Annotated in this window: 12 protein-coding genes; 7 read left to right on the top strand and 5 right to left on the bottom strand. The window is 53.4% G+C overall.

Going from position 1 to position 15,053, the window contains the following annotated elements; genetic code table 11:
* The 3 genes from DW896_RS09320 to DW896_RS09310 all read left to right on the top strand — a co-directional run bounded on the left by DW896_RS09320 (nt 1) and on the right by DW896_RS09310 (nt 3,766).
* On the top strand, nt 1-2,127 hold the full coding sequence (locus DW896_RS09320; RefSeq protein ID WP_004303979.1) for a hypothetical protein: 2,127 nt from the start codon (nt 1-3) through the stop codon (nt 2,125-2,127).
* 71 nt (nt 2,128-2,198) lie between these two features.
* Entirely contained in the window at nt 2,199-3,269 is a 1,071-nt protein-coding gene (locus tag DW896_RS09315) for a glutaminyl-peptide cyclotransferase (RefSeq protein ID WP_004293583.1), read from the top strand.
* Nucleotides 3,269-3,766, top strand: a complete 498-nt coding sequence (locus DW896_RS09310; RefSeq protein WP_004303978.1) for a transposase — start codon at nt 3,269-3,271, stop codon at nt 3,764-3,766. Before DW896_RS09315 ends, DW896_RS09310 begins: the two co-directional genes overlap by 1 nt.
* A gap of 1 nt (nt 3,767) precedes the next feature.
* Here the strand turns inward: DW896_RS09310 and DW896_RS21665 are convergent, their stop codons facing one another.
* On the bottom strand, nt 3,768-3,965 hold the full coding sequence (locus DW896_RS21665) for a hypothetical protein (protein WP_224200281.1): 198 nt from the start codon (nt 3,963-3,965) through the stop codon (nt 3,768-3,770).
* Between DW896_RS21665 and DW896_RS09305 the strand changes: the two genes are divergently transcribed.
* From DW896_RS09305 to DW896_RS09290, 4 genes are read left to right on the top strand one after another with little or no spacing between them, the layout of a single operon-like run.
* Nucleotides 3,868-5,820, top strand: coding sequence for a TonB-dependent receptor (locus DW896_RS09305; protein WP_224200278.1), 1,953 nt, complete (start codon nt 3,868-3,870; stop codon nt 5,818-5,820). The genes DW896_RS21665 and DW896_RS09305 overlap by 98 nt on opposite strands.
* 24 nt (nt 5,821-5,844) lie before the next feature.
* A complete protein-coding gene (locus tag DW896_RS09300) occupies nt 5,845-6,984 on the top strand; it encodes an ABC transporter substrate-binding protein (RefSeq protein ID WP_004293586.1) in 1,140 nt (379 codons plus the stop codon).
* A complete protein-coding gene (locus tag DW896_RS09295) occupies nt 6,985-7,965 on the top strand; it encodes an iron ABC transporter permease (protein ID WP_004293587.1) in 981 nt (326 codons plus the stop codon).
* Nucleotides 7,962-8,726: an ABC transporter ATP-binding protein gene (locus tag DW896_RS09290; protein WP_004293588.1), complete on the top strand. Its 765-nt coding sequence runs from the start codon at nt 7,962-7,964 to the stop codon at nt 8,724-8,726. The genes DW896_RS09295 and DW896_RS09290 overlap by 4 nt, the downstream gene beginning before the upstream one ends.
* Nucleotides 8,727-8,811: 85 nt before the next feature.
* On the opposite strand, the gene DW896_RS09285 is transcribed toward DW896_RS09290, so the two are convergent.
* The 4 genes from DW896_RS09285 to DW896_RS09270 are packed head-to-tail and all read right to left on the bottom strand — an operon-like array spanning nt 8,812 to nt 14,975.
* A complete protein-coding gene (locus tag DW896_RS09285) occupies nt 8,812-10,122 on the bottom strand; it encodes a hypothetical protein (protein WP_004293589.1) in 1,311 nt (436 codons plus the stop codon).
* Nucleotides 10,123-10,128: 6 nt separating this feature from the next.
* On the bottom strand, nt 10,129-12,396 hold the full coding sequence (locus DW896_RS09280) for a hypothetical protein (RefSeq protein WP_004293590.1): 2,268 nt from the start codon (nt 12,394-12,396) through the stop codon (nt 10,129-10,131).
* Between the two features lie 3 nt (nt 12,397-12,399).
* Complete coding sequence (locus tag DW896_RS09275; RefSeq protein ID WP_004293591.1) at nt 12,400-14,088, bottom strand: hypothetical protein; 1,689 nt, start codon at nt 14,086-14,088, stop codon at nt 12,400-12,402.
* Nucleotides 14,085-14,975 carry a hypothetical protein gene (locus tag DW896_RS09270; protein ID WP_004293592.1) on the bottom strand — a complete coding sequence of 297 codons (891 nt, stop codon included), beginning with the start codon at nt 14,973-14,975 and terminating at the stop codon, nt 14,085-14,087. Before DW896_RS09270 ends, DW896_RS09275 begins: the two co-directional genes overlap by 4 nt.
* Nucleotides 14,976-15,053: the final 78 nt, after the last annotated feature.

Raw genomic sequence — 15,053 nt, 5'->3', positions numbered from 1 at the left:
ATGAGACAGTTTTGGCTTTTACTATTCATTGCCCCATTTCTTTTTTTATCATGTTCAGAAGATAATCAGACTCCAGAAAGTCCTGCTGATGCCGATGACAATTTTATCACATCAGTCGTGATGACTGTGGCAAGTCAATCCTATACAGCGGAAATAATTGACAATATAATTACCATAACAGTTCCATATACTGTTTCGTTAAATAATGCTCAAGTCGAATTCAAATACACATCCTCGGCAACAATTATTCCCGATCCGGCAAGCATTACTGACTGGGATACGGAACGAACGTTTCGTGTAACCTCTTACAATGGAGAAGCGAATGATTATACATATAAAGTCATTAAAGACGAGATTCGCTATGAAGGGGATGTGGAATTGAAGACAACAGCGGATGTTACGGCTTTCATTGATACGGACGTAACGGTTATCAAAGGTGATTTGATTATCGGGTCGGATGCTGAGGATGCAGAAGAATTGTCGGATATCGCCGCATTAAAAATATTGAAGGAAGTCGAAGGAAACATCATCATTCGGAAAAGTTATGTTGGACAAGATCTTACGGGACTTGATAATATCACTTCAATTGGAGGTTTGCAAATAGGAACTGAAACTGCCTTTGCGACCAACAGTAAATTGCAGATGGTCAGTATGAGATCTTTGCAGCATATTACTGGCGACATCGTTGTCTGCAACAATCAAGTAGCATATGTGCAATTCGACAACCTTGAAACGATTGATGGAAATATAATATTCAGGACTTCATCTCTACAAAGTTTTGAATTCCCTAAATTAACCACTGTCGTAAAGGATTTTGATCTCCAGTGTCTGACAAGTGACGGAGAACCAGGAGGAGAAATCACATCTTTGAGAATTCCTGAATTGACAAAAGTAAACGGTCGCTTAGGGGTTAATAATTTAGGCAAAATGATTTCTTTGGAATTTCCGAAATTACAAGAAGTTGGAAGTGTGGATTTTGCTTCTATACCGATTCCGTTGGAGACCCTTTCATTGCCGGAATTATCGGTAGTAAACGGCGACCTTAATCTCGTTTCCAGTTATATTGCGTCCGATGCTTTTACATCTACGGGAAATAATAAATTACAAGAAATAGATGGACTGTCTAACTTGTCGATTGTTAAAGGCACATTGACAATATCTAAATTCCAAGTCTTGAAAAAATTGCCGGATTGGAGTAAATTAGAACAACTCGGAGGACTGACCTTGCTGCGTTTATTGGAGTGTTCTGATCGAATTTTAGATTTGAGCAAAGTAAATTTTGTACCTTTTGAGGATAACGAACCTTTAATTTCTATTACAGACGGGACTATATTCTCAAAAATTATCACAAAAGAGGATATGTCGCAAGTTAGCATGTTTCTAGCTCCGAGCGGTATTACCGGTTCAAGTGTTGGAATAGATCCAGAATTGAATTTTAAGAGTATTAAGAATTTTAAGTATTCTAGCAATATGACAACAGATCCTGTATTCCAATTTGAACGAGTTTACGGGAATATGGAAATTATAAGAGGTTCAAAAAAAGGCGTTTCAGCCCCTAACTTGGTAAGTGTAGATGGATATTTAAGCATCGAAACTACAATGGCAAACAATATCTCGTTCCCGAAATTGGAAATTGTCGGAGGTCAGTTATGTATTATCGGTAATCTGAACGCTGTTTCTAACTATGATTATGATTTTACGAATTTAAAGTCAGTCGGTTGTTCAAGCAATCCTCAATATATCAAAGAAGGGGTGATTAATAATATTTTATATGGTTCTTTAGATTTTATGGCATCAAATAAAGATTTTACATTTCCGTCATTGGAACATGTCGGGGGTGTTGGTATGACTGTTCGTGCCGTAAAAACTATTTCATGCCCCAAATTGCAGGCCATTGATGGAACACTTTGTGCTGCAAATGCAGCATCGCTTACGACTTTCAATATGCCAACTTTAACAAAACTCTCAGGAGTTCGATTTATCCGGTTGACACGGTTTGTTGATTATACGTTCTTCAAATCTTTTGTAGAAGAAGAGCAAATCAAGAAAGAAGACTGGCTTGTAACCAATTGCGGTTATAACCCCACCTACGAGGATATGCAAGCCGGTCGCTATACCCAGCAGTAACACCCATTATTTTACAAGGGAACAGGGTACTGGCCGAAAGACCGGTACTCTTTCCCGTTTATAACAAGCCAATGAAACATCTAATACGACATATCATTCTTCTATGCGGGTTGCCGCTGTTGCTGGCGGGCTGCATGGAGTGGGACTACGGAGATGCGGTGGAAGATTTCAACGCTACCGGAGCCGGGTTGTTCATCACCAACGAGGGCAACTTCCAGTACGGCAATGCCACGTTGTCGTACTACGACCCCGAAACCCAACAGGTGCAGAATGAAGTGTTCTTCCGTGCCAACGGCATGAAGCTGGGCGACGTGGCGCAATCGATGTGCATCCACGACAATAAGGGCTGGGTCGTGGTGAACAATTCCCACGTGATTTTCGCCATCGACCTCAATACGTTCAAAGAGGTGGGCCGTATCACGAACCTGACTTCGCCGCGCTATATCCATTTCCTCAGCGACGAGAAAGCCTATGTCACCCAATTGTGGGACAACCGCATCTTCATCATCAACCCCAAGAAATATGAAATCACCGGTTACATCCAGGTGCCGGACATGACGATGGAAAGCGGCTCCACGGAGCAGATGGTGCAGTATGGCAAATATGTCTATTGCAACTGCTGGTCGTACCAAAACCGCATCATCAAGATCGATACCGAAACGGATCAGGTGGTAGAAGAACTGAAAGTCGGCATCCAGCCCACCTCGCTGGTAATGGACAAGAACCACAAGATGTGGACGATCACCGACGGTGGGTACGAGGGTTCGCCCTACGGCTACGAAGCCCCGTCTCTCTACCGCATCGATGCCGAGACGTTCACCGTAGAGAAGCAGTTCAAGTTCAAGATGGGCGACTGGCCTTCGGAGGTGCAGCTCAACGGTACGGGCGACAAGCTCTACTGGATCAACAAGGACATATGGTCGATGGACGTGGATGCGGAACGTGTTCCCGTGCGCCCGTTCCTCGAATACAGCGGTACGATTTATTACGGCCTGACCGTCGACCCCGTGCGTGGCGATGTCTACGTGGCCGATGCCATCGACTACCAGCAGCAGGGCATTGTCTACCGCTACTCGTCCGAAGGTGAACTGATCGATGAATTCTATGTCGGGATAATCCCCGGCGCATTTTGTTGGAAGTGATGGGCAGGATACGACACCTATACCATCTCATCTTCGTTACCAAAGGACGCAAGATGACGATTCCGACAACGGGAAAAGGATTGATGCTCGAGCGGATGACACGGATTTTTACAGGGAAAGGTTGCCGCGTACATGCCGCCAATGCCTTTCTCAACCACGTGCATGTACTTGTCGAGATTCCGAATTCCGGGGATTTCAGCAAGATCGTGAACAAGGTGAAAGGCGCCACGGGAACGGTATACCAGAAAACCCCGGAATATGCCGACTTCTCCGGTTGGGCTGCCGGATTCGACTCGTTCAGCGTGTCGTTCAGCGACCTTCACCGGCTCAGACGGCACATCGAGGAGCAGCATACAATCCATCAGGAGATCTCGTTCGAGGAAGAATACGGACAACTGCTTGAAGAGAATGGGTTTGACCCGCATCAAACGTCCGTGCCGGCATCCTCCACGGTACATTTTTCCGCGAATACCCACCCTAAAAACGGAATCAAATGATTTATACGAAATACATACTTTTCTCGCTACTGCTCGTCTGTCCGTCCGTATTGTCCGCGCAGGGAATCACACGACGCATCCACCAGATAGACGAGGTCACGGTGTGGGGCAAACGCCCGATGAAAGAAATCGGCGTGCAGAAGACGAAGTTCGACTCGCTCGCACTGAAAGAGAACATTGCCTTATCGATGGCCGACATTCTGACGTTCAATTCGTCCGTGTTCGTCAAGAGTTACGGACGCGCCACGCTCTCCACCGTTGCTTTCCGCGGCACGTCGCCCAGCCACACGCAGGTGACGTGGAACGGCATGCGCATCAACAATCCCATGCTGGGTATGACCGACTTTTCCACCATACCGTCCTACTTCATAGATCAGGCCTCGCTGCTTCATGGCACGTCGTCGGTGAATGAAACGGGCGGCGGACTCGGCGGACTTGTCAAACTCGGTACTACGCCGCAGGTCGGCGAGGGCTTCCATGCCCAATACGTGCAGGGCATCGGGTCGTTCCGCACGTTCGACGAGTTCGCCCGCTTCACCTACGGCAGCGACCGATGGCAGGTCTCGACCCGCGCGGTCTATTCGTCGTCGCCCAACGATTACAAGTACACCAACCACGACAAGAAGATAAATATCTACGACGAGGAGAAGAACATCATCGGACAGTATCATCCCAAGGAACGCAACCGATCGGGTTCGTTCAAGGACCTGCACCTGTTGCAGGAGGTATATTACAACACCCTGAAAGGCGACCGTTTCGGGTTGAACGCATGGTATATCAACTCCAACCGGGAACTGCCGATGCTCACGACCGATTACGGCGATGAGACCGCCTTCGAGAACCGCCAGCGGGAGCAGACGTTTCGTGGTGTCCTGTCATGGGACCATATCAAAGAGAAATGGAAAGTCGGCGTGAAAGGCGGTTATATCCATACGTGGATGGCCTACGACTACCGTCGTGAGGTGGCGCCGGACAACTGGGCCTCCATGACCCGTTCGCGGAGCAAGATAAACACGTTCTACGGACAGGCGGAAGCGGAATACTCGCCCGGCAGGAAATGGTTCTTCACCTCGAACGTATCCGTGTACCAGCATCTCGTGCGCAGCGAAGACAAGAACATCATCCTTCAGGATGGCAACAAAGCCGTCGTCGGATATGACAAGGGGCGTGTCGAGCTCTCCGGTTCTGTATCGGCCAAATGGCAGCCTGTCGAGCCGTTGGGCTTGTCGCTGGTCTTGCGCGAGGAGATGTCGGGCGACAAATGGGCTCCGCTCATCCCGGCATTCTTCATCGACGGACTGATTTCGCGCAAAGGGAACGTGATGGTGAAAGCCTCCGTATCGCGCAACTATCGTTTTCCGACTTTGAACGACCTCTACTTTCTGCCGGGCGGCAACCCCGACCTTAAAAACGAACACGGCTTCAGCTATGACGCCGGAGTGAGTTTCGATGTCGGCAAAAAGGGGGTATATAAACTGGGCGGCAGCGCAAGCTGGTTCGACTCCTACATCGACGACTGGATCATCTGGCTGCCGACGACCAAGGGGTTCTTCTCGCCGCGCAACGTGAAGAAAGTCCATGCCTACGGTGTCGAAGTGAAGGCCAACCTTGCCGTGCAGCCGGCAAAGGACTGGCTGATAGACCTGAACGGTTCCTATTCGTGGACCCCCTCCATCAACGAGGGCGAAAAGATGTCGCCCGCCGACCAGTCGGTGGGAAAACAACTGCCTTACGTGCCGGAGCACTCCGCCTCGCTGACAGGACGGCTGTCATGGCGGACGTGGGCGTTCCTCTACAAGTGGGCTTACTACTCGGAACGTTTCACCATGTCGAGCAACGATTACACGCTGACAGGCCACCTGCCCCGGTATTTCATGAGCAATATCTCACTGGAGAAAATGCTGTCGTTCAAACCGCTGGATGTACAGTTGAAACTTGCCGTCAATAACCTGTTCAACGAGGACTATCTCTCGGTGCTGTCGCGTCCTATGCCCGGCATCAACTTCGAGTTCTTCATCGGCATCACCCCGAAATTCGGGAAAAGCAGAAAATAATGTAAACGTAAATAAGGTAATGATATGAAAGTATTAAAGAATTTGAGCCTGATGGTGCTGCTTGCGCTGGCATTTGCAGGCTGTCGTGGCAAGAGTTCCCAACTTGCCGATTTCAACAAACAGCTTTACGCTCCCGAATATGCCTCGGGATTCAAGATTGAAAGAGCAGACGGCAGACAGAGCGTGCTGGTTTCCGTCATGAATCCGTGGCAGGGCGCGGATAGCGTCACCACCCGGTTGTTCATCTCCCGTAACGGGGAACCCGTTCCCGAGGGTTTCGACGGGCAGGTCCTCGAAGGGGATGCGCAGCGCATCGTGGCGATGTCCTCGACCCATATCGCCATGCTCGACGCCATCGGCGAGACGGCACGTGTGGTCGGCGTTTCGGGACTCGACTATATCTCCAATCCCGACATTCAGGCACGCCGCGACAGCATCGGCGACGTGGGTTACGAGGGAAATATCAATTATGAACTTCTGTTGTCGCTCGACCCTGACCTTGTGCTGCTTTTCGGCGTGAACGGGGCCAGTGCGATGGAGAGCAAACTCAAGGAGCTCGGCATCCCGTTCATGTATGTCGGCGATTATCTCGAAGAATCTCCGCTGGGCAAAGCCGAATGGCTGGTGGCGCTTTCGGAGGTCGTCGGGAAACGCGCGAAGGGCGAAAAGGTATTCGCGGATATTCCGATCCGATACAATGCGCTGAAACAGAAAGTGTCCGGTGCCGTTCTCGATGCCCCGTCGGTCATGCTCAATACGCCCTACGGCGATTCGTGGTTCATGCCCTCGACGGAAAACTATGCCGTGCGGCTGATTACCGACGCCGGAGGCGACTACATCTACAAGAAGAACACGGGCAACTCTTCGACGCCTATCGACTTGGAGGAGGCATACCTGCTCGCTTCGGAGGCCGATATGTGGCTGAACGTCGGCATGGCGAACACACTCGACGAACTGAAAGCCGCCTGCCCGAAGTTCGCCGATACCCGCTGCGTCCGAAACGGCTATGTCTATAACAACAACGCCCGCACCAATGCCGCCGGAGGCAACGACTACTACGAATCGGCCGTCGTGAATCCCGACCTTCTTCTGCGCGACCTCGTGAAGATATTCCACCCCGAGTTGGTCGAAGAAGATTTCGTATACTACAAACAACTGAAATAGATGCGTTCACGCCCCGTCATCCTGTTCACCGCGTTGTCCGTGCTTACGGTCGGCCTCTTCCTGTTGGATTTGGCTGTGGGCGCGGTTCGCATTCCCGTCGGCGACGTATGGGCGGCCCTGACGGGCGGCGACTGCCCGCGGACTACGGCGAAAATCGTACTGAACATACGGCTGATAAAGGCGGTTGTGGCTCTGCTGGCCGGGGCGGCGCTATCGGTCAGCGGCTTGCAGATGCAGACATTGTTCCGCAATCCGCTGGCCGGCCCCTACGTGCTGGGCATCAGCTCGGGTGCAAGCCTCGGCGTGGCGCTCGTGGTGCTGGCAGGCGTCGGCTCGTCGATAGGCATCGCCGGAGCGGCTTGGCTGGGTGCGGCCGTCGTGCTGCTCGTAATCGCTGCCGTCGGACACCGCATAAAGGACATTATGGTGATATTGATTTTGGGTATGATGTTCTCGTCAGGCGTGAGCGCTGTCGTGCAGATATTGCAATATCTGAGCAAAGAGGAGGCGTTAAAGGCGTTCGTCATCTGGACGATGGGGTCGCTCGGCGACGTGACGGTGCCGCAGCTCGCCATCCTCCTTCCGTCGGTCATCGTCGGGTTGCTGCTGGCCGTATGGACGATCAAACCGCTCAACCTCCTGCTCTTCGGCGAGGAATATGCCGTAACGATGGGACTGAATATCCGCCGTTCGCGCGGTCTGCTGTTTCTCTCGACGACGCTGCTGGCCGGCACGGTAACGGCTTTCTGCGGCCCGATCGGCTTCATCGGTCTTGCCATGCCTCACGTCGCGCGGATGCTCTTCCGCGAGGCCGACCACCGCGTGCTCCTGCCGGGAACCCTTCTCTCGGGGGCGGCGGTATTGCTTCTTTGCGATATCGTTTCCAAAATGTTCACTTTGCCCGTAAATGCCATTACCGCACTGCTGGGAATCCCGATAGTCGTATGGGTGGTTTTACGCAATAAATCGATGACGGTATGATAGAACTGTGCGATTTTTCCATAGGCTACGCAGAGAAGAGGCTTCTCGATAAGGTCGATGCCTCTTTCAAAAGAGGACAGCTGACTGCCCTTATTGGCAGGAACGGCACGGGGAAATCTACACTTCTCCGTGCCATAGCCGGACTGAATCATAATTATTGCGGTAAAATCCTGCTCGACGGACATTGTATCGCAAACATGAGAACTCCGGAGAAGGCAAGGCAACTGGCATTTGTCACGACCGAGCGCACACGCATCGCCAACCTGCGGTGCGAGGATGTCGTGGCTATCGGCCGCGCCCCTTACACCAACTGGATCGGCCGCATGCAGCCTCAAGATAGGGAAATCGTCATGCGGTCGCTCTCTTCGGTCGGAATGGAGGCGTATGCCGGCCGCACGATGGATAAGATGTCGGACGGTGAATGCCAGCGCATTATGATAGCCCGTGCTCTGGCTCAGGAAACGCCCGTCATCCTGTTGGACGAGCCGACCTCGTTTCTTGACATGCCCAACCGTTACGAATTGTGTTCCCTGCTCGCACGGTTAGCGCATGCTGAGGGCAAATGCATTCTGTTCTCCACTCACGAACTGGATATAGCCCTCTCGCTGAGTGACAGAATAGCCCTTATCGATACGCCCGTCCTTCACTGTCTGCCGACCTCCGAAATGATCCGCAGCGGGCATATCGAGCGGCTGTTCAACAATGCCGCCGTACAATTCGACCCCGTGAGCGGGATCGTGAAATCCATGCCAAGAGACTGACTTTCCTGTCGGGAAACACGTCAGACGCAATGAGGGTGTCCCAAAAAGTATTTGGCACCCTCGTATTCGTTGTAAGACATGTCGTTTATTTCGATACCTCGCACATCAGCACGCCTTTCCCCGTCACATCGGCTTTCGAGACCGTGATGGATTTTCCCGTGTAGGTCTTCACGACGGAAGTCCCGGCAGAGTTCCACAGTTTCCATGTATAGGTATAAGCTGTCCCGCCCGTGTCGATTTCCTCACCGCCCCTGTATAACACGGCTTTGGCATCCACGTCATTGCCGTTGTTCTTGATGGTGAACCCCTTCTGGCTGACCAGATCAACCGTGATGGGGTCGGACATATCCGTGAAGGAGATGATGTCGCAGACGACCTTGTTCGCCGAGGCGTTGCCCGCCGAGGTGTCCGTATCCTTGATGGCGCACTTGAAGGTCTCGAAGTTGAGAACGGCATCTGCCGTAATCGTGATTTCGTTTGTCGTCCAGCCTGCCGTCACGCCCCGAGGATTGGTCGAGGTAAGGCATGCCCAGCCGGCACCCAGCATGGAGTTGTAGTAGGGACACGAAACGGCGGCTCCCGATGCGGCTGCGGCACTCAGTGCGGAGGTCAGCGTCACGACCTTCGTGGAGGCGTTGACTGCCGAAATGGTGTACTGTGCCGATCCTATGGTTATCCTGCCTCCCGCCTCCATGTTCATTACCGAAGCGACCGTTATGGTCGTGGCTCCGGCTGCCGCGGCAGCTGTCAGTGTCGTGCCCGCGAATACCGCCGAATCCTTGATGCCCCACGCGTAGGTGACGTTCGTCGTGTCGATAGAGGCTCCGCGCCACAGGTCGCAATGCGCCCTGAGCGTCGCCACCTCGTCGTTCTTGAATACGATGCCGTCGGGTGCATACGCCACGGCGGCGATCATCGCTCCGGCGTTCAGGTGCTGCGTGAACTGAATCTCCGCCCGGAACGGAATCTCCAGCCCGTTGGCGTCGATGTAAACCGCCTCGAAAGTATAACGCACTTGCGGAGCGGAAACGGTCATGTGGTTGGCTTTGACGGTAAGGGCATACTTGGCCGATGCCGCGCCGATGGTGCAGCTGTCCTGTCCGGAGACGATCGCCGTACCGTTCTTGTACCACTTGGCCGAGCCGCTCTTCACGCCTGCCGTAAGCGTCGCGGCATTGCCTACCGAGGTGATCTGGTCGGTCGCCGCCTGACCGCTGACGAAGAGCGAAGGGGTAAGTACCAGATAGGGAGAAGCCGCCCACGAAGGGGCATAGGCATTGTTGTCTCTGTTGTACACCTGTGTCAGGGGCTGCGAGGAGCCGATGAATGCCTGCAACGATACCGCGTCGTTCTGGTCGATGATGGTGACCTGCCCGCGGGCTACTTTTACTGCCATAATAGATTATCGGTTATTTGTTATTTCCACTTCGCAATCGAAAACGGCCTTGCGCCACACGTCCCCGCCGGTTATCTCTATCTCCCTGCCGTAACGCGGTGCGGCGTTCCATATCCTGTCACTCTCCGTATCGCGGCTCGTCCGTATCCAGCGGAAATTGCCGTCGGGAATGAGCGATGTAATCTCTTCACCGCCCCTGTACACCCTGGCACGGAGTACCGTCGAGACGATTCCGTTGCGGAATGTCGTGCCGTTTTCAGACTCCACATAAACAGTATAGGAGGGAGATCCGTCGTAAAGTTTGAAAAAGGTATGGGTCGCACTGATTTTTTCATTACGGTATGTTGCCGTGTAGCGGAGGGTCAGCACGTCGCGCCCTTCCCAGCCATGAAACGGGGGTGTCATTTCAAATACGGCGGCATTGCATCCGGCATCTTTCCATATGCCGTCAACGGCAAGGTATTCCCACTGCCGACTTTCCGGCTCGAAATTGTATTCGGTCGCCACAAGCGGGATATTCTCCGGCTCGCATGCGCCTGAAAGCTCGTCCTTGAAATGGAACGCCGTGCCGCCTGTCAGGGAGACGGAACGGGGCTTGAGCAGTTCCTGCGCCTCCTCATCGAGGTCTTCCCAGCGGATGGTCACATCGCGCAGTTCGATGGTATCCTTGCCCCACTTGAACCGTCCCGAGGCGAAATGGCCCGTCCCGTCCGGATGGATGACGAAAGAACCGTCCCGTGAAACGATCGAGCCGTCTTCGTTCAGCCGCAACAGGGGATTCTGTATGGTACCCCCGATACCTCCCTTATTGAACCAGGCACCGTAATCGTCCGTGTAGGACAAGGCTTCATCGGTCGCCTGATAGGGGGTCACGTTCCTTCCGGCCTCCAATTGAGGGGCGGACAACGACAGGGGGACGGAAGCGGCAATGCCGAGACACATGACGGGGGAATCTGACCCGCGTATGAGGAACGGGACATTATAACGGACCCATCCTTTACCGGCAGCCACCGTCCGATCACCGACAAGATGTTCATCCTGATAGAACCGGATGGCTGCCGTATCTTCCGCTTTTATCCAGACTGAGAAACAATAACAGACTCCTGTATGAGCCTCCCGCCAGGCGGCACTTTGCGCACCAAGAAGACTGTCTCCGGCTATCCGTACACACCGCCCGAGTCCGGCGGGAGATGTTTCATCCAGCTCTTCCGAATGGCTGAACCGGCAGGACAGGCTGTCGGGTATGACATTCTTGTGGATTTTGCCCACATAAAACGTGCTTGAAAAACCGTTCTCGTCTCCCGCGGTAAGCGTGCCGGCTATATTGACATTGCGTGTGGCATAGAGATTCTGGAAATAGGCCCCGTAACCATCCAACATGCCGAAGACCGGATCGATGATGCCGCTGACCTTTCCCACACGGGCCTTGCTCGCCTCGCTGAAAGCGGATACGGAGGCAAGACGAACAATGTTCAGGTCGGCGACCTCGCACCAGTCCCCCTCGGAGGCCAGGCTTGATGTCAGGTCAAGAAACAGGCTCCGGCTGTACTGTGCCGGGTAATCCACGGTGATGACCCATAACTTGTACTTCCATTCCCGGCCGATGGAGATTTCATCTTCCGCATCCGTCTTTTCACGGTTCGTATAGCCGAATCGGATCGGTACGGAACCTGATGTTTTGGAAGACCTGACCTTGAACGATACCAGCAGGCGCTCCGGGTATCCGACCGGTTCTTCCAATGTCAGCATCAGCCCGAAGGAAGCGTTTCCTGCCGGTTCCGCGTTGCGGATAATGCGGACAATGCGTGTCGCTTCCGAATCGGCATCCAGATATTCCGTTTGCAGCATGCTGCCATAAACGGCGTACCTGGACTTGTCCGGCACTCCCGCCATGCCTCCGTCCATGACGGGATAGCACAGGGAGCGTTCGGTCGCCATGCCGTCGATGACATCCATATAGGGTGAATCGCTGTCAGAAGCCGTCAGGTACAAGGCGCCGCTACGTGCCGTATCGAACAGGTTGGTAATCCGCACGAAGTCCAGCAGTTCACCGCCCTGCGGTTCGTCCCCGTCCAGCAATGCCCCGATGAAATAAGGGGCGTCCTTGTCTCCGACAAGCTCCGTTCCGGTTTCTGTCACGCACATCAGCGAATAGACGGTACGCTCCCGTTCGGCATATTGCCTGCGGATGATATCCCCGGCTTGCAGTCCCTGTGTCTTCTGCGAGTCGGGGGCAATACGGATCTTGTATGTCGGATAACGGAATACGGACATGGATTATGACAGTTTTTCCACGGTGTCTCCCGAACAGCTGTCGCTGATCCAGAAGGAACCGTTGGTTACCGAAGTCTTTTCGACCTCGAACTCATAGGCGCGGAACTTACGGCGGGCCACCACCTCGTCGAATGTGGCGGAGACGCCTCCTGTCGTCCGGTTCCGGCGGACAGCCCATCCGCTTCCGGAAAGGCCCGGGGAAAAGAACTCCGAAGAGAGCGACCCGGTAAAGACGCTGTTTCCGTAATGCCGGATACCGTCCTCCACCGCTTGCAGGCGTAACGCCTCTGTCAAGTATAGGATTCTGTCAGTAATCCGGGTGGGCGACGCATGGATTCCGATATGCCCGGCTGCTTCCAACGGAACAGCGACCGTAACGAAATCGGCATCGGTGCGGATATGGAACGATTCGCTGTGACGGTTCTGCGGGGCATAACAGCTCACGGACGGACGGTGTGAAAAATCCGTGCTGTGAGGGATAGCCGTCCTTACGTCCTCTTCCTCGTAGATTACCTCGGAAGAAAGCGATACGCGCTCCCTGTCGCCTGTGAACATAAATCCCTCTGCTGTGCCCATCCGCAAGCGCTTGTGGATAACGATACCTTCATCGGAAGTGTCTACCCGGTATGAGGAGAGCAGGTCGGCGCCGTAGTTGTGGCGGACAGTCAGCGAGCCCGGAAAACAAGCCTTTCCGTAAGGGGAAAGCATCAGACACTCGCCGTCCACGTCCGATATGCCGGAGAACAGGCGTATCTTCGGGGTATGGTCGCCGCCTAAAAGAAGGTCACCGCCGATACTCCCGAACTGTATCTTGTCCTTGTCGGTACAGAGCAGTACGGGAACATCTCCGATCCGGATGCCGAATCCGTCCAGGAACGAGAGGAACCCGCCGAGCGCGACATCCTCTTCCGAAAACGAAAGCAGACATTTCCCTTTGTCGCCCAGTTCCACGCCTTGCAAGGCTTTCAGTCCGCCATCCATGACCGTACTCCCTCGCACCGTCAGATTCCGTCTCACCATGCCGTCCCGCATCGTCCAATCCACCGTGTCCGTATTGGCGTTGCCACGATGATAGACATCCTGCCCGCCCACGGCCAGCCGTGTCGGGGAGATGGATATTCCTGTATCCTCGTCCCCGATAATCCATGCCCCTTTGGAATGTACCGTCGCATCCAGAAAGTCTATATGGGAAGCGTTGATTGTAGCGGTGGCCTTGTCCGCGTCGTAACGGAGCAACTGCCTGCCGCCGATATGCAGGCTGTCGCCCCCGACTTTCAGGTTGCCGGTAATCCTGATACCGTACTCGATGGCAGTTACCACACCTTCCGGATCGGTAATGTCCTGCGAATAGGTTTCCAGGATACGGGTGTTTCCAATGCCGGCTTCGAAACCGTAATTGGCACTGAGCTTGCCGGTCATGTCACCGCCCGATTTCTTCAGGTAATCCAACAGCAAGCCACCGCTTCCGGAACCGCCTTCTCCCGTAACGGCTCCGGCAATGGCGGATGCAAAACCGTAAGCGGTATTCTTCAGTCTCAGGCTGGTCTCGTCGCCTTCCTCGATGCCGTAAGGATGCTCGTCGTCCTTTTTCTGCTGGGCATTGAAAAAGTTATGGTACAGCTGTGCATAGATGGAATAGCACAGGCTCTCCTTGTCGAGGGTTTCTATATCGGGATGCAGTTGTACGCTCATTTGGTATAGCTGGTCTTGGAAAGAAATTTCTGGATACGTGATGTCAGCGAGATGAAGTTCGGCATATTGATCGGCGACATCGTGCCCATCAGTGTGGGAGTCATGATTTTCGAACATTCCGTCAGGAAGTCGAGCATCAGCCGGGCAAGCTCATTACCCAGAACCAGCGGCTCGGTGGCATTCTCGTCACCGAGCGTCACCTTGTTGTCGGCAACGGCAACGGTCGTGGAATTGACCTTTTGTACCACTTTATCTGCTGTCTGTCTGACTTCAGACTTGTCCACCGTATGCGTGATGCTTTCCGCATCGATAACGGTTGTCGCTTCCTTGTCCTTGTCATTCCTAACGGTTGTTGTGACGGCCGTCGGCGTATAGTGGGTGGAGGTCTCGTTACCGGTGGTTTCCAGTTCGTCGTAGTCCGGGGAAGAGTCGTTTTCCGGATCCAGTTCCTCCATTTCGGTCACGCCGATGACGGTTTCCGTGCGGGCATTGAGCCGCAGGATATCCACATGGGAGAAGTTAACCACATAGGCATAACGGGTGGCGGCATCCATGAAGATGGTCACGTCGGAAAAAAGTGCGGGGACGATCAGGAAGCCGCCTTCGCTGTTGGTGGCGGCCGAGAGCAACACGCCTTTATGGATAACAGGTTCGGCGGAGGCCGTCTCGTCCGGGTACTCGCCGACATCAATGGTACCGCCGTAGTCGGAAAACTCCTCGTCCGAGGGGTTGTCGTGTATCTTGGCGACATAGCCGTGTATCATGCGGGCCGTACCGATACCGGACATGCCTCCGGGAGCCAGATTGATACGCTCCATACTCCGTCCCAAGGCTATCTTGCGGATAGCCTCACGGATAAGCAACTGGTTGGATTTGTCTGAAGACATGAGTTTTTTGAAAGAATAGGAGGAGCATAGTTTATTGGTTGCCAATTATTTTGTACTTTTGCAAAGACAATGATATTA

This window comes from Bacteroides sp. AM41-16, assembly GCF_003603495.1.
In the GTDB taxonomy this organism is placed as follows: domain Bacteria; phylum Bacteroidota; class Bacteroidia; order Bacteroidales; family Bacteroidaceae; genus Bacteroides; species Bacteroides uniformis.
The sequence above is the reverse complement of the archived record's forward strand: the minus strand, read 5'-3'. Positions and strand labels throughout refer to the sequence as shown.